Below are 24,915 nucleotides of genomic sequence, written 5' to 3' on the forward strand. Positions count from 1 at the left end.
TCGTTATTCGCGGATGATTTTCACTTCGCCGCCCTCGCCGAAGGCGATGATCGCCGAAGCCTTTTTCGTGGGCTTGCCTTCGAAACGGGGGTTAACGACGAAATCGACACCGTCGACCACCTCGCGCGACACCTCGGCGAGCCCCGCGGGCGTCGCTTCGCCCGAAATGTTGGCCGAGGTCGAAACGATCGGCCTGCCCAGCCCGCGGAGCATCCGCTGGCAGAAGGCGTGGTCGGGGATGCGCACGCCCAGCGTCCCTTCCTCGGGGATCAGGTTCCCGGCAACGCCCACGGCACCCGGGAGGATCGCCGTCAGGGGGCTGGTCGCCAGTTCCATTACCTCGAAGGCGATGCCCGGTGCCCGGTTGACGTAGCGCACGACCATGTCGGCCGAGGCGCACAGCACGAGCATCGACTTCTTGTTTTCGCTCCGCTTGAGTTTGTAGATGCGTTCCACGGCCTCGGCGTTGGTCGCGTCGCAGCCCAGTCCCCAGACCGTATCGGTCGGGTAGAGGATGATGCCGCCCTCTTTCAGCACGCGGACAGCCTCGTCGGCCTCGCGCTGCAATTCGTTGTTGTTCTGCATGTCGGTTATTTTGCGGGCAGTATTTCGATCCAGTAGTCGTCGGGGTCGTTGATGAAGTAGAGCCCCATCTCGTGGTTTTCGTAGCAGATGCAGCCCAGCGCACGGTGGTATTCGCGCACGGCGTCGTAGTCGCCCGCCACGCGCATGCACAGGTGGCTCTCGTTCTCACCCAGTTCGTAGGCCCCGGTGTGGTCGCGCAGCCAGGTCAGTTCGAGTCGGAATCCCGTCTGCCCGTCGCCCAGATAGGCCAGTACGAAACTCCCGTCGGCAGCCTCCTTGCGGCCGGTCTCTTTCAGCCCCAGTGCCTTGCCGTAAAACTCCAGGCTCTTCGCGAGGTCGGTGACGTTGATGTTGAAATGGTCGAATCGGCTCTTGATTTCCATGGTTCCCAAATTTTGTACGCTGCAAAATTACACAATTATCGTGAAATCCGCATACGCCCCGCGTATATATAAATTTTATCTATAATTCTTATTTTTTAATGCTTAATTTTATACCTTTGCACCACGAATAAAATAATAACGAAAAATTCATATGGGAAGAGCATTTGAGTATCGCAAGGCGCGTAAACTGAAGCGCTGGGGACACATGGCCCGCGTGTTTACCAAGATCGGTAAGGAAATCGAGATCGCCGTCAAGGCCGGGGGCCCCGATCCTTCGGGCAATACCCGCCTGCGTATCCTGATGCAGAACGCCAAGGCCGAGAACATGCCCAAGGAGAACGTCGAGCGTGCCATCAAGCGTGCCACCGAGAAGGACGCCGCCGATTACAAGGAGGTGATCTACGAAGGCTACGGCTCGCACGGCATCGCCTTCCTCGTGGAGACTGCGACCGACAATACCAACCGCACGGTGGCCAACGTCCGCATGTATTTCAACAAGTGCGGCGGTACGCTGGGCAACAGCGGCAGCGTGGCTTTCATGTTCGACCATAAATGCGTCTTCAAGTTCCATGCGGCCGAAGGTGCCGACATGGAGGAGCTGGAGCTCGAAATGATCGACCTGGGTGTCGACGAGTTCTATCCCGAGGAGGACGGTGTGACGGTATACGCTCCCTACGAATCCTTCGGGGCGATCCAGAAATGGCTCGACGACAAGTGCTACGAAATCGTGTCGGGCGAGTCGGTCTACCTGCCGACCGACACCAAGGAGCTCGATGCCGAAGGGCGCGAGTCGATCGAGAAACTCGTCGAGAAGCTCGAAGAGGACGACGACGTGACCAACGTATACCATAATATGAAAGAGGTGGACGAGGAGTAGCCGCCGTTTCATGCCCGATATCTTTTCGCCCCGGAAGCCTGTTTTTCCGGGGCGGATTTTTTTTCGCCGCCGCTTTATTTCCTACCTTTACGCACGGGGAGGCCATAAACGGGCTCCCGGAATGAGATGGAACACAGGATCGGTATGGATTTGCACATCCACTCCGCTTACAGCAGCGACGGCGAAATCCCTGTCGCGGGTATTGCGGAGCGGTGTGCGGCTTCGGGGACGGCGATATTCTCGCTGACGGATCACAATTGCGTGCGGGGGCTGGACGAAGCCGCCGGGTGCGCGTCGAAGGCTGGGCTGGGATTTGTGCCCGGCATCGAGGTCGATTGCAATTTCGAAGGCACCGATCTGCACCTGCTGGGATACGGCATCGACTGGCGTTCCCGGGATTTCGCGTCGTTGGAGGAGGACGTTGCGGCGAAGGTCACGGAGGCATTCGGGGAGACGATCCGCCGGCTCCGCAAGCTGGGGTTTGCGGTCGACGGGGCGGCGGTGCTTGCGGCTGCGGGCGGGAAGCTGCCCACTCTGGAACTGGTCGCCGAAGTGATGCTGTCGGATGCGGCGTACGACACGCCGTTGCTGGCTCCCTACCGCGAGGGCGGAGCGCGGGGCGATATGCCCTACATCAACTTTTACCTGGATTACGGGGCGCAGGGGCGGCCTGCGTTCGTGCCCGTCGATTTCATGGATTACCGGAATGCCGTCGCCCTGATCCGGGACAACGGCGGCGTGCCTGTGGTGGCACATCCCGGGCTCAATTTCCGGGGCAGGGAACGTGTGGCCGAGAGATTGCTCGACTTCGGGGCCGAGGGGCTGGAGGTCTTCAACAACTACCACGATACAACGCAGATCGGCTATTTCGCCCCGCTGGTTCAGCGGCGCGGTGCGCTTATGACGTGCGGAAGCGATTTCCACGGCAAGACCAAGCCGTTGATTGGCATCGGGCAGTTCAGGTTCGACGACCGGTTCGAATCTTACCTCCGGGCATCCGCCGCCCGGCTTCCGGTGCTTCCGTAAAGTGGCGGCAGCCCCTCCTTTCGTGGCTGTGCTGCGGTTCCGCCACGCCCCGGTGTCATTTGCGGTTCCGGCCTCCGGTGCCATTCCCCCGGCTCCACTCCCCGATTCATCCCCCGATTCCATCCCCGGTTCCGTCGGCTGCGGTCGGTCGGCGCGGCATGTCTGCCCCCCCCCATATGCAACTTGCTACCGGCCGTATTAGTGCCTGTATCACTCCCCGATGCGGACGAATTCCCGGCCGTCGGTCAGGCATTGCGGACAGAACGGGTCGCAATATTCCGCTGCATAGATATTGCCGCAGACGGGGCATATCCGGTAGCCGGCTTCATGCCCGGTATCGCCTGTGGCAATATACCTCGCCATCAATGCCCTATGGCGGACATCCCCCGCCTTTGACCAGATCAGCACCCGGGCCGCATAGCGGTTGCCTGCGGCGAGTGCCCGGTCGATCTCCCCGGCGTGCAGTGCGTCGGGCGTGCGGCGTTCGTAGTCGATGCTCCGTTGCAGGTTCTGGTCGGTCGTGCCGCGGAAAACCGTGACCTTCTCCGGCGGGGTGTAGCGGCCGCCGAGCCGCACGATCGCGTTGGCGCAGTTGTATTCATGGAGGCGAGCCGAGAAGGCCATCGCCCGGAACAGGTGTTCCGCGCCGGGCCGCTGTTCCGCCCGGGCGGTCTCTGCGAAATGGTCGTACTGCTTCGATTTGATGTGTTTTTGGCGACAGCAGGCGTCCAGGTCGGCCAGCGTCTCCGTCCATTGCCGGCGATGCGGTGCCCGCTGCCCGCGCAGTGCCGCGAAGTATATCCAGACGAGGATGCCTGTCGATACCACGAACAGCAGCAGAATCAATAACGGACGTACTTTCATAATTTTACGGTGGGGGTGATACCCGTACCGGGCTGATTGCCCGGGTGCATTTTTTATGCCATACCGTTCCTGCGTGCCCTCCCGTCCGGTTTCCGGAGGGCAAAATAAAATGCGGAACCCCGTGCGAGGTTCCGCATTTCCATAATCCGGGGCTGTTTACAGCCGTGCTTTGATGGCTTTCGATGCCTCCTCGTAGCCCGGCTTGTCCAGCAGGGCGAACATATTTTTCTTGTACGCCTCCACGCCGGGCTGGTCGAACGGGTTTACGCCGAGGATGTAACCGCTGATGCCGCAGGCCTTCTCGAAGAAGTAGAGCAGCGAACCGATGGCGTGTGCGTCGATTGCGGGGATTTCGACGCGGATGTTGGGCACCCCGCCGTCGACGTGTGCCAGCTGCACGCCCAGCTCGGCCATGCGGTTGACCTCCGAAATGCGTTTCCCTGCGAGGAAGTTGAGGCCGTCGAGGTTTTCGGCCTCGGCCTCGATAACCACCTCGTGGGCGGGTTTGGCAACAGAAATGATCGTTTCGAACAGCGTGCGTTCGCCGTCCTGAATGTACTGTCCCATCGAGTGCAGGTCGGCCGTCAGCGTGACGCTGGCCGGGAAGATACCCTTGCCCTGCTTGCCTTCGCTCTCGCCGTAGAGCTGTTTCCACCACTCATTGATGTATTGCAGCTTGGGCTCATAGGAGCCGAGGATTTCGACCTTCTTGCCGCCGTTGTAAAGTTCGTTGCGCACGGCTGCATAGACCGCCGCCGGGTTCTGTTCGAAAGGCGTGCCGTCGGCCGTCGCACGCTCCATCTCCTGCGCACCGCGCACCAGTGCCGCGATGTCGACGCCGGCGGCGGCCAGGGGCAGCAGGCCTACGGGCGTGAGCACCGAGAAGCGGCCGCCCACGTCGTCCGGGATGACGAACGTCGGATACCCCTCGTTGGTGGCGAGCGTTTTCAGAGCGCCGCGCGCCTTGTCGGTGATCGCCACGATCCGTTCCGCAGCCTCCTTTTTGCCGTAGCGCTTTTCGATCTCGGCCTTTATCAGGCGGAAGGCGATGGCCGGTTCGGTCGTCGTGCCCGATTTCGAAATCACGATGGTGGCGATCGAGTGCTCCTTTACGGCTTCGAGCAGTTCGTAGGTGTAGTCTTCCGAAATATTCTGGCCAGCGAATAGCACCACGGGAGCCGTCTGCTCCTTGTGCAGGAATCTGAACGGGTCGCTCATGGCTTCGAGCACGGCCTTGGCGCCCAGGTACGAACCCCCGATGCCGATGCAGATGATAACCTCGGCCTTTTCGCGGAGTTTCGCGGCTTGTTTTTCGATGGCTTCGATTTCTGCCGCCGAGATCGACGACGGGAGGTGTACCCAGCCCAGGAAGTCTTTGCCCGCGCCTTTGCCCGATTCGAGCAGGGCGTTGGCGGCCTGTGCTTTGGCCTGCATTTCGGCCGAGACCGCAATGCCGGTTTTGGAGATGTCTAATTTAATCGTTTCCATGTTATCGTCAGATTAATTTGGTTGTCAGTTCTTTCATGCACTTGCGGGCCGATGCGCCTTCGTAAAGGACTTTGTAGACCATGTCGGCGATCGGCATGTCGACCTTGTGGCGGGCGTTGATGTAGCGGATGCAGTCGGCCGCGAAGTAGCCTTCCGCCACCATCGTCATTTCGTTGAGGGCGCTTTTGACCGTGCATCCGTGGCCGATCAGAAGTCCCAGCCGCCGGTTGCGGCTGTATACCGAGTAGCAGGTCACCAGCAGGTCGCCCAGGTAGCCCGATACGAGCGTGTCGCGTTCCGCGGGGTAACTCTCCTCCAGGAAACGGCGCATCTCGCCCGCGCTGTTGGCGATCAGCACCGCCAGGAAGTTGTCTCCGTAGCCCAGTCCCACGGCGATGCCGACCGACAGGGCGTAGATGTTCTTCAGGATGGCGGCATATTCGATGCCGTAAAGGTCGGTGGAGTAGCTCAGGTGTATGTAGTCCGTGGCGAATTTTGCGCCTAACGACCGTGCGTTTCCGGGATCGGTGCAGACGACCGTCAGGTAGGAGAGCTTTCCGCGCGAAACCTCCTCGGCGTGCGACGGGCCCGTGAATATGCCTATCTGTTTGTAGGACAGCCGGTAATGGTCGTGGATATACTCGACGATGGTCTTGTAGTCGCCCGGGACGATGCCCTTGATGGCCGAAACGACAAACTTGTCCTTGAGCGAAACGGTCAGCGGTTCGAGGAAGGTCTTGAGGTAGGCCGAGGGGGTGGCCAGGATGAGGATGTCGGCTTCGCGGACGATCCCGTCCAGGTCGTCGGAGGGGGCGATGCGGTCGCGGTCGAACTCCATGTCGCTCAGGTACCGGGGGTTGCGGCCTTCGGTGAGCAGCCCTTCGAGCACTTCGGGATTGCGGACATACCAGCCTACGCGGGTTTCGTTGGCCGTGAGCAGTCCCACGATGGCCGTTGCCCAGCTGCCGTAGCCTATTACGGCGCAGCGGGCCTCTTTTCCGATTTTATATTCCATGTGCGGATCGATTGTTTCGCAGGACAAATGTAATCAAAAAAAATAATAAAAAAATGTAAAAATATCCCTCGCTTTTTGCTACCTTTGTCCGGATATGTAACCTTTTCGCGCCGGTTCGGGCGGGGAGGGGTTTATGGAGTTGATTATAAAATGATTAGGAAAAATAATAGTTGGGTGTGACATTATGGGACTTTTTTCACTGACACAGGAGCTGGCCATCGACCTCGGAACGGCCAACACGCTGATAATCTATAACGGCAAGGTCGTTGTCGACGAACCGTCGATCGTGGCCCTCGACGTGCATACGGGCAAGGTGGTCGCCATCGGCCACCAGGCGCGCCAGATGCACGAAAAGACCAACCCGAACATCAAGACGATCCGGCCGCTGAAGGACGGCGTGATCGCCGATTTCAATGCCACGGAGCTGATGCTGCGCGGCATGATCAAGAAAGTCAAGACCTCGGGCAGCCTTTTCGCCCCCTCGCTGCGGATGGTGATCTGCATCCCGTCGGGATCGACCAACGTCGAGATACGTGCCGTGCGCGATTCGGCCGAGCACGCCGGAGGCCGCGAAGTCTACATGATCTACGAACCGATGGCCGCGGCGCTGGGTGCGGGCCTCGACGTCGAGGCCCCCGAAGGCAACATGGTCATCGACATCGGCGGCGGTACGTCGGAGATCGCCTGCATCTCGCTGGGCGGCATCGTCTGCTCCGAGTCGATCAATACGGCCGGCGACGTCTTTACCAACGACATCCAGAGCTATGTCCGCCAGCAGCATAATATCCGTATCGGCGAACGCACGGCCGAAGCCATCAAGTGTTCGATCGGTGCCGCTGTCTCCGACCTGGAGGAGGAACCCGAGGATTTCGTGGTTACGGGGCCCAACATGCTGACGGCCTTGCCGCAGACTGTTTCGCTCAGTTACAGCGAGATCGCCTATGCGCTCGAGAAGTCGCTCACCAAGATCGACGCGGCGCTGATGAAGGTGCTCGAATCGATGCCCCCCGAGCTGTATGCCGACATTGTGAAGAACGGTATCTACCTGGCCGGCGGCGGCGCCCTGATCAAGGGGCTCGACCGGCGCCTGGGCGAAAAGACGGGCATTCCGTTCCACGTCGCGGAAGACCCGCTGCGCGCCATTGCGCGCGGTACGGGCATCGCACTGAAGAATATCAACCGCTTCTCATTCTTGATGAAATAGTTGCGGCCTGTCCCCGCTTTGCCGGGACGGGAGTGTGTAGTCACATAAACGGATTGCGGGCCCAGTGTCCGCAATCTCAAATTAACGAGAAACCTTGCGCAAGCTCTTAGAGTTTATCCGAAGCGTCTATGTCGTGGTGCTGTTCGTGGTGCTCGAGGCAATAGCCATCAGCTATTACGCCCACTCGACCTACTACACCCAGGCACGGTTGCTGGCACGTTCCAACCAACTGGTCGGGGGCGTCCACGGGCTGTTCGCGGGTGTCCGGCACTATTTTTCGCTCGGGCGCGAGAACCGTGAGCTGTTGGCGCATGTCGCCCGGATGAAGGAACAACTGGCAATGTACGAAGAGGCCGAGACCGCAGCCCGGCTCGACGGTTACATGCAGGATATCGGGGTTTCGAAATACCGCATCATGACCGCTTCGGTAACGTCCAATACGGTCAACCGGGCACAGAACCTGATCGTGCTCAACCGCGGCCGCCGCGACGGGGTCGCCGAAGAGATGGCCGTGCTGTCGTCCGACGGGGCCATGGCGGGGTATGTCGTCGACTGCACGGAGCGCTATGCCGTGGCGATGTCGGTGCTCAACACCTCGTTCCGGGCCAGCGGCAAGCTCGCCGGCTCCGATTATTTCGGCTCGATCTACTGGGACGGGGGCGACCAGCATACGGTGGTGCTGGACGAGTTGTCCAAGTATGCCGACCCGCAACCCGGGCAGGAGGTCGTGACGACCGGGTTTTCGCAGTATTTCCCGGCCGACGTGCTGATCGGCTGGGTCGAGAGCGCCCATCTGAACGAGACCCGTACGGCATACCGGGTGCACGTGCGGCTGGCGGCCGAGATGACGCGCCTGACGGACGTGATCCTCGTCGAGAACCGCGACCTCACGGAGGTGCGCGAATTGCAAAACAGTGAGAAAGTAGAACAACATACCCGACAGAACAGATAGATGCACAAGACGCTCCCATATCTCGCACTCTTTGCCGTTGTGGTGCTCTTGCAGGTTTTCCTTTTCGACAACCTGTCCATCAGCATTTACCTCAATCCGCTTGTCTACGTGGCTTTCATCGCCCTGCTGCCGCTCGACACGCCGCCTGTCGTGCTGCTGTTGTCGGGGCTGGCCACGGGTGTTACGATGGACTTGGCCATGGGGGCTGCCGGTGTGAACACCATCGCCACGCTGCTCATCGCCTTTGCCCGCCCGACGCTGCTCGGGCTGCTGTACTCCCGTGACGATATTCGGGAGGGAGGCATCCCCAGTACCGGACGGCTCGGGAACCGGGTCTTCCTGAATTACCTGATCGTGCTGGTGCTGGTGCACCATGCCGTATTTTTCTCGCTGGAAGCACTTTCGTGGGCGCATATCGTGCGCACGATCGTGCGTACCGTGGCGAGCGGTGCCGTGTCGGTGGCCTTCATCTGGGTCATCGCCCGCATCTTCACCGCCAAACTCCCCGTCCGCATATGAAAAGTTCCGAGGGTTTCGTGCGGATGCGTACCTTGCAGGGTGTGGTGCTTTTCATCTTCCTGCTGATCGCCGGCCGCCTGGCCTATATCCAGCTTGTCGATTCGAAATACAACGAACTGGCCAAGGCCAATGTGCTGCGCCATGTGGTGCAGTACCCGCCGCGCGGCGAGGTGTTCGACCGCAACGGCGAATACCTGGTTCAGAGCCGCGAGTGCTACGACCTGATGGTGATTTACAGCGAGATCGACAAGCATGGGTTCGATACCGTGCGCATGTGCGACGTGCTGGGACTTTCGCGCGGGAAACTCGAAAAAGAGCTGGCCAATGCCCGGATGCGCCCCCGTGCGCCCCGCGTCGTGACCAACTATATTTCGAAAGAGGACAAACTCCGTTTCGATGAGTGCAATTTCCGCGGTTTCTATACGGTTTACCGCACCGTCCGCCGTTATCCGCGTAAAATCGGCGGTAACCTGCTGGGGTATGTGAGCGAGGTGAATGCCGATTACCTCAAGCGGAATCCCGAATATAAGATCGGAGATTACGTGGGCATGGGCGGCGTGGAGTCGGCCTACGAACCGTTGCTGAGGGGAACGAAGGGGGTGAAGATCCAGGAGATCGACACCCACGGGGCCATCAAGGGCTCCTACATGAACGGCGTTTACGATTCGCTGCCCGAGCCCGGCAAATATATCGTCAGCACCATCGACGCCCGCCTGCAACTGCTGGGCGAAGAACTCATGCGCGGCAAGGTCGGGGCGGCCGTGGCGATCGAACCTTCGACGGGGGAGATCCTGATGATGGTTTCCTCGCCGACGTACGATCCCGACGAACTGGTGGGGCGCGAGCGCGGCAACAACTACATGAAGATGCTGGGCAACAAACGCCAGCCCTTGTATAACCGTGCCGTGAGGGCCAAATACCCGCCGGGTTCGACCTTCAAGCTGGTGCAGGGCCTGATCGGTTTGCAGGAAGGGGTGCTCCGGCCTACGGATCTGCATGTCTGCCACGAGGGCTACCAGGCGGGGCGACGGCGTATGAAGTGCCATTCGCACGCTTCGCCGCTCGACCTGCGTTTTGCCGTGGCGACTTCTTGCAATGCCTATTTTTGCTATGTATTCCGCGATATCCTGGACAATCCCAAATACGGGAACGTCAAGGAGGGGTACGATGCCTGGAAAGAGTATGTCGAGAGCTTCGGTTTCGGCCGCAAGCTGGGTTCCGACTTCCTCGACGAGCGCGACGGGTATGTCCCCGACCGGGGCTGGTACGACCGCCAGTACCGCGGGTCGTGGAATTCGCTGACGGTCATTTCGCTCGCCATCGGGCAGGATGCGCTGGGCTGCACGCCGTTGCAGCTGGCCAACCTCGCGGCCATCGTCGCCAACCGCGGTTATTACTACATCCCGCATATCGTCAAGAAGGTCGAGGGGCGGGATTCGCTCGACCGCCGTTTCTACGAGCGCCATTATACGAAAGTCGACCCCAGGCATTTCGAGCCGATCGTCGAGGGCATGTGGCGGGGCGTCAACGTCGGCGGCACGTCGATGCTGGCCCGGCTCGAAGGGCTCGATGTCTGCGGTAAGACCGGTACGGCCGAGAACCCCCGCGGGCGCGACCACTCGACCTTCCTGTCGTTCGCACCGAAGGACAACCCGAAGATCGCCATTTCGGTCTATGTCGAGAACGGCGGGTTCGGCGCCTCGGCGGCGCTGCCCATCGCCAGCCTGCTGGAAGAGTATTACCTGACGGATACGATCCGCCGCCCGGCATTGCTGGATTATGTCAGGAACATGACCATAAATTACCCCGCGTATGACCGCTAACTGCCATAACAGTATCTTCTACGGTGTCGACCTCTGGACAGTCCTGCTCTATGTCCTGATCGTGATGGCGGGGTGGGTGTCGATCACTTCGGCCTCGTACGACGAGGGTACGGCCGATGTCTTCTCCTTTTCGCACTTCTACATGAAACAGCTGATGTGGATCGGCGTGGCATGGACTACGGCGGTCGTCGTGCTGTTGCTCGACGACCGGTTTTACCATATGTTCGCTTACCCGGCCTATTTCGCGGGCCTTGCGCTGTTGGTCGGTGCGTTGCTGTTCGGCCGGGAGGTCAACGGAGCCAAGGCGTGGTTCGAGTTCGGGTCGTTCCGCATGCAGCCGGTCGAGTTCGTGAAGATCGCTACGGCATTGGCGCTCGCCCGCGTGATGAGCGCCTATTCGTTCTCGATCAACCGGCCGGGCGACCTGTTCAAGGTCGGGATGGTGATCTGCGTCCCGCTGTTTATCATCATCCTGCAGAACGATACCGGTTCGGGCATCGTGCTCGGGTCGTTCCTCTTCGTGCTCTACCGCGAAGGGCTCAACAAGTGGCTCTGCATCCCGGCGCTGCTGATCGCCGCGCTGTTCATCTTCTCGTTCCTGCTTTCGCCCATGACGATGCTCGTGTCGATCATTCTGGTCTGCACCCTTTCGCAGGCGATGATGAACGGCCACTGGCGCCAATGCCTCGTTTACCTTGCCGCACTGGCCCTGGGGAGCATCCTGCTCTGCATGGCGATGGGGCTTGTCGCGCCGGGCTTCATGGATCTGCATGCCTGCCTCTTGACCGTGACGCTGCTGTCGCTGGTCTGGGTGGTGGTTTATGCCTACCGCACCAACCTGAACAATATCTTCATTACGGTCGGGCTGTTCCTTTGCACGGTGGTTTTCCTGCCTACGACCAACTATATTTTCAATTCGATCCTCAAACCCCACCAGCAAGACCGTATCCTGAGCTTCCTGGGCATCATCAGCGACCCGCTGGGGACGGACTACAACGTCAACCAGTCGAAGATCGCCATCGGCTCCGGCGGCTTTCTGGGAAAGGGCTTTCTGCAGGGTACGCAGATCAAGTACGGGTTCGTGCCCGAGCGGCATACCGACTTCATCTTCTGTACCGTGGGCGAAGAGTGGGGCTTTGTGGGGACGATGGTCGTGCTGGCGCTGCTGTGCCTGCTGATCCTGCGCCTGATGCGCATGGGCGAGCGGCAGCAGGAACCTTTCGGCCGCATTTACTGCTATTGCGTGGCGGCCATCCTGCTGTTCCATGTGCTGGTGAACGTGGGGATGACCATCGGGCTGATGCCCGTCATGGGGATCCCGCTGCCGTTCATGAGCTATGGCGGCTCGTCGCTCATTGCCTTTACAATACTGTTGTTCATTGCCGTACGGCTCGATGCGTCGACGCGGCAATTCTCCCTGAATAATAAATTCTGACACACATGATCCGTTACAATCCCCGGGGTTTGTCTCCGAACGAGGTCGCCGAGAGCAGACGGCAGCACGGCGACAATGTCATTACGCCGCCGAAGGACGATTCGGTATGGAAACTGTTGGCCGATAAGTTCCGCGACCCGATCATCCGCATCCTTCTGCTGGCTGCGGTGCTCTCGCTCGCCATCGGTTTCGTGCATAAGGATTTCACCGAGTCCATCGGTATTATCTGTGCGATTATTTTAGCCACTTGCGTCGGTTTCTGGTTCGAGTGGGATGCCATGCGGCGTTTCCGGCGGCTGAACCAGGTCAACGACGATATTCCGGTCAAGGTGATGCGCGACGGTGCGATGCACGAAGTCCCGCGCCGCGACGTCGTGGTCGGGGACGTGGTCTACATCGAGAGCGGCGAGACGGTGCCTGTCGACGGCGAGTTGGTCGAGGCCGTGTCGCTGAGGATCAACGAATCCACGCTCACGGGCGAACTGGAAGTTGACAAAACGGTGGACGAGGCGCATTTCGACCCCGATGCCACCTATCCGTCGAACGTCGTGCTGCGCGGCACTACGGTCGCCGACGGTTACGGCGTGATGGTTTCGACGGCCGTGGGCGATGCGACCGAAGCCGGGCGCGTTACCGAACAGGCGACCGTCCAGAGCGAAGAGCAGACGCCGCTCAACCGCCAGCTGACACGCCTTTCGAAACTGATCGGCCGTGCAGGCATCGTGCTTTCCATCGCTATTTTCTGCGTCATGCTCGGCAAGGCGATCTTCATCAACGGGTTGCTCGAAGGCGACTGGCTCGCCATCTCGCAGCACGTGCTGCACATCTTCATGGTTTCGGTGGCGATCATCGTGATGGCCGTTCCCGAAGGGTTGCCCATGAGCATTACGCTGTCGCTGGCCATGTCCATGCGGCGGATGCTCAAGACCAATAACCTCGTGCGGCGCATGCATGCCTGCGAAACGATGGGGGCGGTGACGGTGATTTGTACCGACAAGACCGGAACGCTGACCCAGAACCGGATGCACGTGCAGGAGTTGGTGCGCTACGATGCGCTGCCGATGCACGATTTCGCCGAGATCGTAGCCGCCAATTCGACGGCCTTCCTCGATGTTTCGGGTGCCGTGATCGGCAATCCGACCGAAGGGGCGCTGCTCGAATGGCTGCACGCGCAGGGCGAGGACTACGAACCCCTGCGTGCCGGCGCGAAGATCGTCGACCGGCTGACCTTCTCCACCGAGCGCAAGTATATGGCGACGATTATCCAGAGCGGTATTTCGGGCCGCCGGATCGTTTGCGTGAAGGGTGCGCCCGAAATCGTGCGTGCGATGTGTGCGCCGGACGGGAAAGACGAGCAGGTGGCGGAACAGCTGCTCGGGTTCCAGGGGCGGGCGATGCGTACGCTGGCCGTGGCATGGGCCGAGACGGCCGAGGACGATTGTCAGCGGGCTGTCGCCGCGGCGCAGCTTCATTTTGCGGGCGTCGCAGCGATTTCCGACCCCGTGCGCGAGGATGTCCCCGAAGCCGTCGGGCGTTGCCTGAAGGCGGGGATCGACGTCAAGATCGTCACGGGCGACACCCCGGCTACGGCGCGTGAGATCGCCCGCCAGATCGGCCTGTGGAACGACGCCCGGAATACCGACCGCAACCACATGACCGGTACGGAATTCGCCGCGATGAGCGACGAGGAGCTGCTCGGCCGCGTACAGGAACTGAAGATCATGTCGCGTGCCCGGCCGCTCGACAAACAGCGGCTCGTGCGCCTGTTGCAACAGTGCGGCGAGGTGGTGGCCGTCACGGGCGACGGTACGAACGACGCTCCGGCGCTGAATTTCGCCAACGTCGGGCTTTCGATGGGTTCCGGGACGTCGGTGGCCAAGGATGCCAGCGACATCACGCTGCTCGACGACTCGTTCGCTTCGATCGCCACGGCCGTGATGTGGGGACGCTCGCTATACCGCAATATCCAGCGTTTCGTACTGTTTCAGCTCACGATCAACTTCGCGGCGATCCTGATCTGCTTCGTCGGCGCCGTGTTCGGTACGGACATGCCGCTAACAGTGGTGCAGATCCTGTGGGTGAACATCATCATGGATACTTTCGCCGCGATGGCCATGGCCTCGCTGCCGCCGAACCCCGAGGTGATGCTCGAAAAACCCCGTCCGCGCAATGAATTCATCATTACGCGGGCCATGGCACGCACGCTTTTCACGTGCGGCATTGTCATGGTCGCGATATTGCTGGGCATGCTGTTCTGGTGGACGATCACGACCGGCGGGCTGACCGTGCGCCAGCTGACGGTCTTCTTCTCGACGTTCGTATTCCTGCAATTCTGGAATATGTTCAACGCCAAGGGTTTCGAAACACGCCATTCGGTCTTTTTCTGCCTGCGCGGGTGCCGTGAATTCTTCCTGATCCTGTTGGCCATCGCCGTGGGGCAGGTGCTCATCGTCGAATTCGGCGGCGAGGTTTTCCGAACCGAACCGCTGGCATGGCGGGAGTGGGCTGTTATCATCGGCAGTACGTCGCTGATCGCTGTCGGCGGCGAGATCGTCCGGGCCATAGGCCGCAAGCGTTGACCCACCCCGATCCCACATATGAAGAAATTCTTTTGTTGCTGCTTGCTGGCGGTGGTTGCGTCTGTCACCGTATCGGCACAAATCACAGACAGCCTCGGGAAGGTTTGTCTTGTCCCGGCTGCCGATGAGGGCGGTTTCGCCCGTTATATCGACCGGCGCACCTCCACGAAGGGCTACCGCATGACCTTCATTGCGGCTCCGCTGATCGTGGGCGGTGCCGTGATGTCGGTTTACGACACCGATTTCCGGCGACTGCGCAACGGCTACGTAAAGTCGTTCCACCACGATTACGACGACTACCTGCAATATGCACCCGCTGCCGTGATGCTCGGCTTGAAGGCTTTCGGCGTCAAGGGGCGCAGCTCCTGGGGCCGCATGCTCGTCTCGGATGCGTTCTCGGTGGGGCTGATGGCCGCAGCGGTCAATTCGCTGAAATATTCGTTCCGTGTGATGCGTCCCGACGGCTCTACCCGCAATTCGTTTCCCTCGGGGCATACGGCCACGGTTTTCATGACGGCGACGATGCTCCACAAGGAGTACGGGCACCGCAGCCCGTGGTACAGCATCGGGGCCTATACCGTGGCGACGGTCACCGGCGTTACGCGCCAGCTCAATAACCGCCACTGGATGAGCGACGTGATGGTCGGCGCCGGTATCGGTATCCTCGCCACGGAGTTTGGCTATTTCCTCGCAGACCTGATATTCAAGGACAAAGGGCTGCATGTCGGCGAGACCCAACTCGTGTACGACCGCTTCCGCCGGCCTTCGTTCCTCAGTTTTACGGTCGGTGTGACCACTTCGCCCGGCTCCTATTTGCCGTACCCGGGGATGAGGACTTCGTTCAAGGCCGGGCCTACGGTCGGGGCGCAGGGGGCATGGTTCGCCTCGCCCTATGTCGGCGTGGGCGGGCGTTTTGCCGTGACGAACCTCGAGATGACCGTCAATGGCGTGCCGCAGGACGATAATCTGGAGAGCGGCTCGGCGGCTGCCGGCCTTTACCTGTCCTATCCGCTTTCCGTCCGGTGGCTGGTCGGGTCGAAACTGCTCGGCGGGTACGGATACTATAAATCGTGTAACACGGATTTGCAGAAATTGGGTGACCGTGGCGGCTTTGTGCTCGCGACTGGCATCTCTTCCACCTACCTTGCCTCCCGGAATTTCGGGATCCGCTTCTCGACCGACTACGACATGGCGCCGCCTTTTGCGAAGGATTCCCGCCAGCGGTTGCATATGCTGACGTTTTCACTGGCTGCATGTGCCGTATTTTAGGAGGGAGTCCCCGGTTTCAGGATCCCGTCCCCGAATAAAAAGCGGGCCCCTCTTTCCGGGAGCCCGCTTCTCTGTGTATTACGGTCGGTTTTTACAGGACACCCTGTTCGACCATCGACTTGGCAACCTTCATGAAGCCGGCGATATTGGCGCCCTTCATATAGTTGATGTAACCGTCCTTCTCGGTGCCGTATTCGAGGCATGCGTGATGGATGGACGACATGATCTGGTGCAACTTGGCATCGACCTCCTCGGCCGTCCAGTTGAGTTTCTGTGCGTTCTGCGTCATTTCCAGACCCGACGTGGCGACGCCGCCGGCATTCACGGCCTTGCCCGGGCCATAGGGAATCCTGGCTTCGATGAAAGCGTCGATCGCCTCGGGGCGGCAGCCCATGTTCGAAACTTCTGCCACGACCTTCACGCCATTGGCCAGCAGTTTGCGGGCATCCTCGCCGTCGAGCTCGTTCTGCGTGGCGCACGGCATGGCGATGTCGACCTTGACCTCCCACGGTTTCTTGCCCGCGAAGAACTGCGAACCGGGGAATTTCTTGGCATAGGGTTCCACCACGTCGTTGTTCGATGCGCGGAGGTGGAGCATATAGGCGATCTTTTCGGCGTCGAGGCCTGCGGGGTCGTAGATGTAGCCGTCGGGGCCCGAAATCGTCACCACCTTGGCGCCCAGCTCCGTAGCCTTCGTCGCAGCGCCCCATGCCACGTTGCCGAAGCCCGAGATGGCGATGGTCTGGCCCTTGATGTCCATGCCGGCTTTTTCGAGCATCTGGCGCAGGAAATAAACGGCACCGAACCCCGTGGCCTCGGGACGGATCAGCGAACCGCCGTAGGTCATGCCCTTGCCGGTCAGTACGCCCGTGTTCTCGCGTGCCAGTTTACGGTACATGCCGTAGAGGTATCCGATTTCGCGGCCGCCCACGCCGATGTCGCCCGCCGGGACGTCGGTCTCGGGGCCGATATGGCGCCACAGCTCGACCATGAAGGCCTGGCAGAAACGCATTACCTCACGGTCGGATTTGCCCTTGGGGTTGAAATCCGAGCCGCCTTTGGCACCGCCCATGGGCAGCGTCGTCAGCGCATTCTTGAAAATCTGCTCGAAACCGAGGAATTTCAGGATCGAGGGATTCACCGAGGGATGGAAACGCAGGCCGCCCTTGTAGGGGCCGATTGCGTTGTTGAACTGGATGCGGTACCCGAGGTTGACCTGGACATCGCCCTTGTCATCGACCCAGACCACCTTGAAGGTGAAGATACGGTCAGGCTCCACGATGCGTTCTGCAATGCGGTTGGCCTCGAATTCCGGATGCTGGTTGTAAGCCTCCTCTACCGTCATGAGAACTTCGCGCACGGCTTGCAGGTATTCGCTTTCGCCGGGGTGCTTGCGCTCAAGTTCCGCCATCAATTTGTTTACGTCCATATTGCCTGAAGTTTTAAAAGGTTGTTTCTTTATTACAAATATAATATTATTTCTTATAAATTGTAACTTCGGGACGAATTTTTCCGCGGAATTATTATTTATCGCCCTCTTCCTTGACGATACCCTTGTTCGAGCGCCCGTCGATGCAGACCCACAGGGGTTTTTCGAAGCGCACCTGCCGCAGGAACGTCCCTTCGTAGACCGCGCGGCGGCCGTCGAGTTCCCCTTCGCGGAAAATACCGTCGCCGCGGAAGGGGTTGATCGTCAGGTAACCCACGCCCAGCGAGGTGACGTTCTGGAAAAAATGCGTGCCCTGCGACGGTTCGACCTCGAACTTCTCGATGCCGCATTCGACGATCACCTTCGCTTCCGAGATGTGGTTCCATTTCACGGGGACGCCCAGAAACGGGTCGGAAGAGCCCCAGCGGCCGGGGCCGACGAGGATGTAGGAGCGTTTTTCATCCTGCATCCGGTTGTTGAATTCGAGCAGTTCTTCGGCGATCTTTTCGGTCGAGAGCGAGTCGAACGTGTTGCTTTTGATGTAGATGATGTCCGCGATGTCGCCCATCATGCCGATCCCGAGCGCGTTCTGGCCGTATACCAGCGCGTCGGAAACGTCCACCTTGCTCCAGTCGATCGGGCGGTTGTCCTGGTTGTCGATGATCGGGCGGATCTGGAGCAGGTTGAATATCTGTTGTTCTCCGGCCTGTACGTCCATATTGACGGCGAATTCGACCTCTACGGGGCAGCGCATCTCCTCGGCCCCCAGCCTCAGGATATCGCCGATGATGTCCGCGAGCGGGAAGGTGTTGTATTTTAGTATGTTGTTGAATGTGATTACTTTGCGTCCCCGGTCGAACGGGCTGTCCGAGATGCGTTCGTTCTCGCGGTCCCATACCGAGCAGACGAACCGTGCGTTGCGCAGGCCGGCGATCTGTGCGATGTCCAGCCTGTGCAGGTTCACCGCGTCGTCGATCGACGTGCGGAACTCTTCGGGCTTGAGGCTCAGCGCCAGCACTTCGTTCTGCGTGTCGCGCAGCGCCAGTTCGGGGGTCGAGGTCTGGAGTACCTTCTGCGGGTAGCGGGGCGAGAAACGCAGTGTGCGGCCGCCGTCGACGACCAGTTTGCCCAGCCCCATGGCGATGTTGCAGACGCCGTCGGCAGGGGTCTCGTCGCCGATGGGGTAGTAGTTGATCGACCGTGCCACGCCCGAGAAGGTCGGGAAGAAGAGGCCGTCCTGCTCGGTGCCGCATACCTCCTGGATGATGACGGCCATTTTTTCCTCCGAGATCAGGTTCTGCGACGAGGAGAGGTAAGCCCTCGACGTGGCGAAATAGACCGAGGCGTAGACGCTCTTGACAGCCTTGAGCAGCAGTCGGAGCATCTGATCCCCGTTGTCCACGTAGGGGATCATGTAGGTGGAATAGATGCCTGCGAAGGGCTGGTAGTGCGAATCTTCCAACTTCGACGACGAACGTACAGCCAGCGGCGTGCGGACGGTCTGGATGTAGGCCTTCAGCTCCTGCTGCAACCTGGCGGGCACCGTCGAACTGACGAATTCCGAGAGGATCTCCTCGTCCGAGAACTCCTGCGAAATGATGTATTTGAGGCCGTTGAGGCGGATGAAGTCGTCGAAATAATCCGTGGCGATGACCACCGAGCGGGGGATCATGATGCGCACGTTGGCGTGCTTGTCGTAGAGCCGGTGCTTAAGGATCATCGAATTCATGAAGGCCAGCCCGCGGGCCTTGCCGCCGAGCGAACCCTCGCCGATGCGTGCGAAGGCCACCGCGTCGCTGTAAGTTTCCGGGTCGAAACGCGCCACTACGCCCTGCCCGAGCAGCGTGCGGTAATCCTTGATGAGGTTGACGATGCGCTGGCGATGTTCCTGGGTTGACGCGAATTGGCTCTTGTTGCCCCGGCGGATCGCCGCCGCCAGCGGGAACAGCCCCCGGGAATAGAGCCATTTCGAAAGGTGGTTTTGCGACGTGTGATATTCGAATGCCTTGTCGGGGATCGTGGCGATCATCTCCTGCATCTGCACCAGGTCTTTGGCCTTGCCGATGACGGCGCCCGTGTCGGGGTCTTTGAAGAGGAATTCGCCGAAGGCGAACTCCTTGTCGATATATTCGTGCAGCTGCGTGAGCAGCGTTTTGGAATTCTTGGCGATGAACCCCGCCCCGAGCTGGCGGGCCTGTACCTCGAACTCGGTCTGCGACGATTGCAGCAGGACGGGCATCAGCGGGTTGTCGGCCTTGATGCGGCGGCAGAGGTCGATGCCCGCGTCGCGTTTCTCGCTCTCGGGCGGGTCGTTGCGGTGCAACACGAACCCTACGTCGGAGATCACGCCCAGGATGTTCTTCTTGTAACGGTCGTAGAGTTCCACGGCCTCCTCGTAATTGGTGGCCAGCAGGATTTTCGGCCGGGCACGTTTGCGCAGAATCTGCTGTTGCTCGTTGAAGGCGTCCTTGAGGAATTCGGTGTTCTGCAGCAGGATCAGCTTGTAGAGCTCGGGCAGGTAGGTCGAGTAGAAACGTATCGAGTCCTCGACGAGCAGGATGGCCTGCACGCCGCCGTCGGTGATGTCCTCCTCGGCGTTCATTTTATCCTCGACCAGCTTGATGATGGCCATGATCAGGTCGGTATTGCCGTGCCAGCCGAAGATGTAGTCGAGCCCCGAGCGATCCTGCTCCTCCAAACGGCGGTAGATGTCTTTCGAGAAGGAGGTGAGCAGCGCGACCGGGATCTGGGCGTGGCGTTCCTTGACGATCTTGGCAAACGAGAATACGTCCAGCTCCCCGACGTTGTACATCGTCAGGATGAAGTCGAACGAGTCGTCGCGGCCGAGCAGCTCCAACGCTTCGCGTGTGGAGCTCACGCGCGTGAACGACGGCGGGTTCGACATGTTCAGGTCGAGGTATTCCTGGTTGATCTGCGATTCGATGTGTCCGTCCTCCTCGAGGATATACCCGTCGTAGCTGCAGCAGACCAGCAGGATCTTATGGATTCGGTATTTCATGAACCGGTACTGGGCCTTGTTCCCGTCCGGCAGGTATTCTTCGAGATTCTTGTTCATCGCGACTTCGTTTATTTCAACAAAAATAGGAAAAAATCGCCAACCGGTAAAAAGAAATTTCCCGACGGCAGGTGATACCGGCGGACGAGGGGAGTTGCCGGGGTGCCGGGCGCGGCGTCCGGGTTCAGACCCTGGCGCTGAAAACCATGTGGCGCCAGAGGTAGGGTATGCGTCCGGCGCCCGTAAAGACCAGATGATGGTATCCCGCGTCCCTGAGCAGGATGGCGAGTGTCCGGCGCGACCAGAACTTGATGTGGCCGCCTTCCCACAGGGCGCTCAGGTGATAATCCATTTTGTTGGCCAAGGCGATGGTGAGGTTCTTCAGGTAGCCGTGGTAGGGCGTGGTGACGATGAACTGACCTCCGCCGCTGGCTTCGAGGATGCTGCGGATGAACAATACGAATGCCCGCGGTTGGTAGAGGTGTTCGATGACTTCCATCGAAATCACTGTTTTGAAGGGAATGCCGCGCAGTTCGGGCGGGAGTTTGCCCGAGGTTACATCACAGACGAAAAACCGGTTCGAATTTCCCCCTCCCTTCATCCTGTTGGCGATCGCTATGCCTTGTTCGGATGCGTCGATGCCGTAGACGCAATAGCCTTTTTCAGCCAGGTAATTGGCGAAGTAACCGTTTCCGCAGCCTACATCCAGAATCGGCGAACCGTCCGTGGGCAGTAACCGCTCGATGTATTTGCCGAGCAGTTTGTGGTAGAACATCGGCTGGGCGTCGCGCCATCCGAATTCATTGTAGCTGGATGTCGTCATGGTGTAGTGGGATTTGAAGACGCAATAACAAACAAATGTAGGCATATTTTTCATCGCGCGCAAGCGGAACGGGGTTTATTTACAGGGGCTTTCTTTTGCCTGTCAGCGACTTTCCGGCAGGGCCTGCGCGATTTTCGTTTTTTATTTCTATCTTTGTTCTGATAAAAAAACGATTCGCAATGAATACGGACAAATATATCCTTCAGGAAGTCACAACCTCCGCACAGGAGCGCGAATGGCTCGATTTACCCAAGAAGATTTACAAGGGCAACCGCAACTGGGTCTGCCCGCTGGATCAGGACATAACCGAGGTCTTCGATCCGGCACGAAACGAACTTTTCGCCGACGGTGAAGCCGTCCGCTGGGTGGTGCGCAACAAGGCCGGCGAGGTCGTGGGGCGTATTGCGGCGTTTTACAACCGCGAAAAGGCGGCCATCGAGGAGCAGCCCACGGGCGGCTGCGGCTTCTTCGAGGCGATCGACGACCAGCAGGTCGCCGACATGATGTTCGATGCTTCGCGCATGTGGCTCGCCAGCCGCGGCATGGAGGCGATGGACGGGCCGATCAACTTCGGGCAGCGGCGCGACTGGTGGGGACTGCTGGTCGAAGGCTACGAATTCCAGCCGCTCTACAAGAATCCCTATAACCCGCCTTATTATAAGGAGCTGTTCGAGAATTACGGCTTCAAAAACTATTTCAACCAGCACAGCTTTATCTGGCGTGCCAATGTCTCGGAGGCCAGCGAACGGATTTTCGACCGCGCCGAAAGGCTCCTCTCTACGCCGGGGTATCATGTCGAGAATATCGACATGAACAACCTGGAGGACGCCGCCGAGAATTTCCGGCTGGTTTACAACAAGGCGTGGGCGCTCTTTTCGGGTGTCAGACCCATGGCGCAGGAGGAAGCGATGCAGATGATGAAGGCTATGAAGCCGATTATCGACCCCGACATCATCTTTTTCGCCTATTTCAACGACGAACCGATCGGATTCTTCATCACCGTGCCCGACCTGAACCGCATCATCGGGAAGTTCAACGGCAAATTCGGGCTGATCCAGAAGCTCCGCCTGATGTGGGAGCTGAAAGTCCGCAAATCCTGCGACCGTATCTTCGGCATCATCTTCGGCATCGCCCCCGAATTCCACGGCAAGGGTGTGGAGTCGGCCATCATGGCGCGTTACTGGCACTTCATGATGGAGACGCAGAGCCGCTACAAGACACTCGAGCTGGCCTGGATCGGCGATTTCAACCCCGTAATGAACCGTATGATCGAGACTTATGTCTGCGCTACGCGCCATAAGATACACACCACCTACCGTTACCTCTTCGACCGGACGAAGGAGTTCCACCGCTGTCCGCGCCTGGGGGTGAAACGCCGCGAGTAAAACCTAAAACCGTACCTATATGAAAACCACAGCATTTACCAAGTACCACATTGCCGCGGGGGCCAAGATGGCCGAATTCGCGGGATATAATATGCCGATCGAGTTCACGGGGATCAACGACGAGCACATGGCCGTACGCAACGGCGCCGGTGTCTTCGACGTGAGCCACATGGGCGAAATCTGGGTCAAGGGCCCCAAGGCGCTCGACCTGCTGCAACGCATCACTACCAACGACGTGTCGAAACTCTTCGACGGCAAGGTGCAGTATTCGTGTATGCCCAACGGGCACGGCGGCATCGTGGACGACATCCTCGTCTACCGTGTCGATGCCGAAACCTATATGCTCTGTGTCAACGCCGCCAATATCGAAAAGGACTGGAAGCACATCTGCGAGCAGGGCCGGGCGTTCGGCATGGAGGCCGGCCACGGCAAGGAGCTTTACAACGCTTCGGACGAAATCTGCCAGTTGGCCGTACAGGGGCCCCTGGCGATGAAGGTCGTGCAGAAAATGTGCGCGGAGCCGGTCGAGGATATGGAATACTATACCTTTAAGAAGATGAAGGTCGCCGGCTGCGATGCCATCCTCTCGATCACGGGTTATACCGGATCGGGCGGCTGCGAGATCTATGCGGCCAACGAGGACGGCGACAAACTTTGGAAGGCGCTCTGGGAGGCCGGCGGGGAGTACGGGCTGAAGAACATCGGCCTCGGGGCCCGCGATACGCTGCGCCTGGAAAAGGGCTTCTGCCTCTACGGCAACGACATCGACGACACCACATCGCCTATCGAAGGCAGCCTGGGCTGGATTACCAAATTCGTCGAAGGAAAGGATTTCATCGACCGGGCGCTGATGGAAAAACAAAAGGCCGAGGGGGTTACGCGCAAGCTTGTCGGGTTCCGGATGATCGACCGCGGAATCCCGCGTCACGGTTACACGATCGCTGCGGCCGGTGGCGGGGAGATCGGCCATGTTACGTCGGGTACGATGTCGCCCTGCCTGAAGGTTGGCTTCGGCCTGGGCTACGTGAAGCCCGAATACGCTAAGCCGGGCACGGAAATCGCCGTCGTTATCCGCGAGAAACCCCTGCGCGCCGAGGTGGTGAAGATCCCGTTCGTTTAACCTGCCCGGCCGGCTTGCACTCCGGCCTGCCCGGTTCGGGAATGTTTTGAAAATTAATGTAATTCTGTGATATGAAAGCAAAATACCTCGGACTCGACCTTTCGAGTCCCGTCGTGGTCAGCAGTTCGCCCTATACGGCGACTGTGGCCAATATCGGACAATGCGTAGCGAACGGCGCGGGCGCTGTCGTCCTGAAATCCATCTTCGAGGAGCAGATCATCCGTCATGCCGCCGCGCTGGACTATCCGTCGCAGGGCATGGGCGATTCGGGCGAATACCTCGAACGTTACCTCGGCGATGCGTATAAGGGTGAGTTTCTCAAACTCGTCTCCGATGCCCGTACGACAGGGGTACCCGTCATCGCCAGCATCAACTGCATCGCGGCGGATGACGGATGGACGGACTACGCCGTGGCCATGGAGGCTGCGGGGGCCGCAGCCCTGGAACTGAACATCTTCCTGCAACCGACCGACCGCCACCGTACGGCGCAGGAGTTGGAGCAGGACTACGCCGATGTCGTGCGCCGCGTGGCGGCTGCCGTGAAGATCCCGGTGTCGGTGAAACTGCCGATGCGCCTGACCAATGTGCTTGCCGTCGCCGATTCGCTGCTGGCGCGCGGGGCGCGGGGTGTGGTGATGTTCAACCGCTTCTTCGAACCCGATATCGACGTGGAGCGCATGGCGTTCGTCAACGGCAACCCGTTCAGCGAACCTGCGGAATTGCGCAATGTCCTGCGCAGCGTGGCGCTTTGCTCTACGGCCCTGCCGCAGCTCGATGTCGCCGTATCGACGGGCGTGCACGACGGCGAGGCTGCCGTCAAGGCATTGTTGTGCGGTGCCAATGCGGTGCAGGTCTGCTCGGCGATCCACGAGAAGGGCTTCGGGGTCATTGCCGACATCAACCGGTTCATCGACCAGTGGGCCGAGCGCCACGGTTTCGAGTCGCTGGGCGAGTTCCGCGGCAGGATGGATTACGGCAACGCCGAAAGCGACGTGTACCAGCGCGTGCAGTATATGAAATATTTTCCGCACGATGCCGAATAACCTTTGCGGGCAGCCGCATGTAAAATATTCCCCGGAGATCTGCTGAGGTCTTCGGGGAATATTGCGTTTGAAGGGATCCG

General features: G+C 59.7%; 20 protein-coding genes. 12 read left to right on the forward strand and 8 right to left on the reverse strand.

What is annotated here, in order from left to right; translation table 11 throughout:
- Positions 1–3: 3 nt before the first annotated feature.
- Both DW189_RS10080 and DW189_RS10085 read right to left on the reverse strand, forming a co-directional pair.
- A complete protein-coding gene (locus DW189_RS10080) occupies positions 4–585 on the reverse strand; it encodes an L-threonylcarbamoyladenylate synthase (protein ID WP_117507959.1) in 582 nt (193 codons plus the stop codon).
- 5 nt (positions 586–590) lie between these two features.
- Positions 591–968: a VOC family protein gene (locus DW189_RS10085; RefSeq protein ID WP_022332434.1), complete on the reverse strand. Its 378-nt coding sequence runs from the start codon at positions 966–968 to the stop codon at positions 591–593.
- 151 nt (positions 969–1,119) lie between these two features.
- On the opposite strand from DW189_RS10085, the gene DW189_RS10090 reads away from it, so the two are divergent.
- Together DW189_RS10090 and DW189_RS10095 are read left to right on the forward strand one after the other, a co-directional pair.
- A complete protein-coding gene (locus DW189_RS10090; protein ID WP_117507961.1) occupies positions 1,120–1,845 on the forward strand; it encodes a YebC/PmpR family DNA-binding transcriptional regulator in 726 nt (241 codons plus the stop codon).
- Between the two features lie 144 nt (positions 1,846–1,989).
- Positions 1,990–2,871: a PHP domain-containing protein gene (locus DW189_RS10095; RefSeq protein WP_117507963.1), complete on the forward strand. Its 882-nt coding sequence runs from the start codon at positions 1,990–1,992 to the stop codon at positions 2,869–2,871.
- A gap of 210 nt (positions 2,872–3,081) precedes the next feature.
- On the opposite strand, the gene DW189_RS10100 is transcribed toward DW189_RS10095, so the two are convergent.
- The 3 genes from DW189_RS10100 to DW189_RS10110 all read right to left on the reverse strand — a co-directional run bounded on the left by DW189_RS10100 (position 3,082) and on the right by DW189_RS10110 (position 6,238).
- Positions 3,082–3,735: a rubrerythrin family protein gene (locus DW189_RS10100; RefSeq protein WP_162851419.1), complete on the reverse strand. Its 654-nt coding sequence runs from the start codon at positions 3,733–3,735 to the stop codon at positions 3,082–3,084.
- Positions 3,736–3,891: 156 nt separating this feature from the next.
- Complete coding sequence (locus DW189_RS10105) at positions 3,892–5,223, reverse strand: glucose-6-phosphate isomerase (RefSeq protein ID WP_117507966.1); 1,332 nt, start codon at positions 5,221–5,223, stop codon at positions 3,892–3,894.
- 7 nt (positions 5,224–5,230) lie between these two features.
- Positions 5,231–6,238 carry an NAD(P)H-dependent glycerol-3-phosphate dehydrogenase gene (locus DW189_RS10110; RefSeq protein ID WP_117507968.1) on the reverse strand — a complete coding sequence of 336 codons (1,008 nt, stop codon included), beginning with the start codon at positions 6,236–6,238 and terminating at the stop codon, positions 5,231–5,233.
- Between the two features lie 184 nt (positions 6,239–6,422).
- On the opposite strand from DW189_RS10110, the gene DW189_RS10115 reads away from it, so the two are divergent.
- The 7 genes from DW189_RS10115 (at position 6,423) to DW189_RS10145 (ending at position 16,019) form a co-directional block, all read left to right on the forward strand.
- A complete protein-coding gene (locus DW189_RS10115) occupies positions 6,423–7,442 on the forward strand; it encodes a rod shape-determining protein (protein ID WP_018696759.1) in 1,020 nt (339 codons plus the stop codon).
- Between the two features lie 94 nt (positions 7,443–7,536).
- A complete protein-coding gene (mreC, locus tag DW189_RS10120; RefSeq protein ID WP_022333701.1) occupies positions 7,537–8,394 on the forward strand; it encodes a rod shape-determining protein MreC in 858 nt (285 codons plus the stop codon).
- Positions 8,395–8,913 (forward strand): hypothetical protein, encoded by a 519-nt coding sequence (locus tag DW189_RS10125; RefSeq protein ID WP_022333702.1) that lies wholly within the window; start codon positions 8,395–8,397, stop codon positions 8,911–8,913.
- Complete coding sequence (locus tag DW189_RS10130; protein WP_117507970.1) at positions 8,910–10,736, forward strand: peptidoglycan D,D-transpeptidase FtsI family protein; 1,827 nt, start codon at positions 8,910–8,912, stop codon at positions 10,734–10,736. Before DW189_RS10125 ends, DW189_RS10130 begins: the two co-directional genes overlap by 4 nt.
- Complete coding sequence (rodA, locus tag DW189_RS10135) at positions 10,726–12,171, forward strand: rod shape-determining protein RodA (RefSeq protein WP_117507972.1); 1,446 nt, start codon at positions 10,726–10,728, stop codon at positions 12,169–12,171. Before DW189_RS10130 ends, rodA begins: the two co-directional genes overlap by 11 nt.
- Positions 12,172–12,176: 5 nt before the next feature.
- The gene (locus DW189_RS10140; protein WP_117507973.1) at positions 12,177–14,750 is read left to right on the forward strand and encodes a calcium-translocating P-type ATPase, PMCA-type; all 2,574 of its coding nucleotides are present in this window, start codon (positions 12,177–12,179) and stop codon (positions 14,748–14,750) included.
- An 18-nt stretch (positions 14,751–14,768) separates the two neighbouring features.
- A complete protein-coding gene (locus tag DW189_RS10145; RefSeq protein WP_117507975.1) occupies positions 14,769–16,019 on the forward strand; it encodes a phosphatase PAP2 family protein in 1,251 nt (416 codons plus the stop codon).
- A gap of 91 nt (positions 16,020–16,110) precedes the next feature.
- On the opposite strand, the gene gdhA is transcribed toward DW189_RS10145, so the two are convergent.
- The 3 genes from gdhA to DW189_RS10160 all read right to left on the reverse strand — a co-directional run bounded on the left by gdhA (position 16,111) and on the right by DW189_RS10160 (position 21,287).
- Positions 16,111–17,448, reverse strand: a complete 1,338-nt coding sequence (gene gdhA / locus DW189_RS10150; RefSeq protein ID WP_117507977.1) for an NADP-specific glutamate dehydrogenase — start codon at positions 17,446–17,448, stop codon at positions 16,111–16,113.
- A gap of 94 nt (positions 17,449–17,542) precedes the next feature.
- Entirely contained in the window at positions 17,543–20,524 is a 2,982-nt protein-coding gene (locus DW189_RS10155; protein WP_117507979.1) for a PEP/pyruvate-binding domain-containing protein, read from the reverse strand.
- Positions 20,525–20,648: 124 nt separating this feature from the next.
- Positions 20,649–21,287: a class I SAM-dependent methyltransferase gene (locus DW189_RS10160; RefSeq protein ID WP_117507981.1), complete on the reverse strand. Its 639-nt coding sequence runs from the start codon at positions 21,285–21,287 to the stop codon at positions 20,649–20,651.
- 179 nt (positions 21,288–21,466) lie between these two features.
- Here DW189_RS10160 and DW189_RS10165 point away from each other — a divergent pair, with 179 nt between their 5' ends.
- The 3 genes from DW189_RS10165 to DW189_RS10175 all read left to right on the forward strand — a co-directional run bounded on the left by DW189_RS10165 (position 21,467) and on the right by DW189_RS10175 (position 24,835).
- Entirely contained in the window at positions 21,467–22,672 is a 1,206-nt protein-coding gene (locus DW189_RS10165) for a hypothetical protein (RefSeq protein WP_022333709.1), read from the forward strand.
- A 19-nt stretch (positions 22,673–22,691) separates the two neighbouring features.
- The gene (gene gcvT, locus DW189_RS10170) at positions 22,692–23,792 is read left to right on the forward strand and encodes a glycine cleavage system aminomethyltransferase GcvT (protein ID WP_117507983.1); all 1,101 of its coding nucleotides are present in this window, start codon (positions 22,692–22,694) and stop codon (positions 23,790–23,792) included.
- Between the two features lie 71 nt (positions 23,793–23,863).
- A complete protein-coding gene (locus DW189_RS10175) occupies positions 23,864–24,835 on the forward strand; it encodes a dihydroorotate dehydrogenase-like protein (RefSeq protein ID WP_055211580.1) in 972 nt (323 codons plus the stop codon).
- The last annotated feature ends 80 nt before the right edge of the window (positions 24,836–24,915 follow it).

The sequence above is a fragment of the Alistipes sp. AM16-43 genome, assembly GCF_003435745.1.
Lineage (GTDB): Bacteria > Bacteroidota > Bacteroidia > Bacteroidales > Rikenellaceae > Alistipes > Alistipes onderdonkii.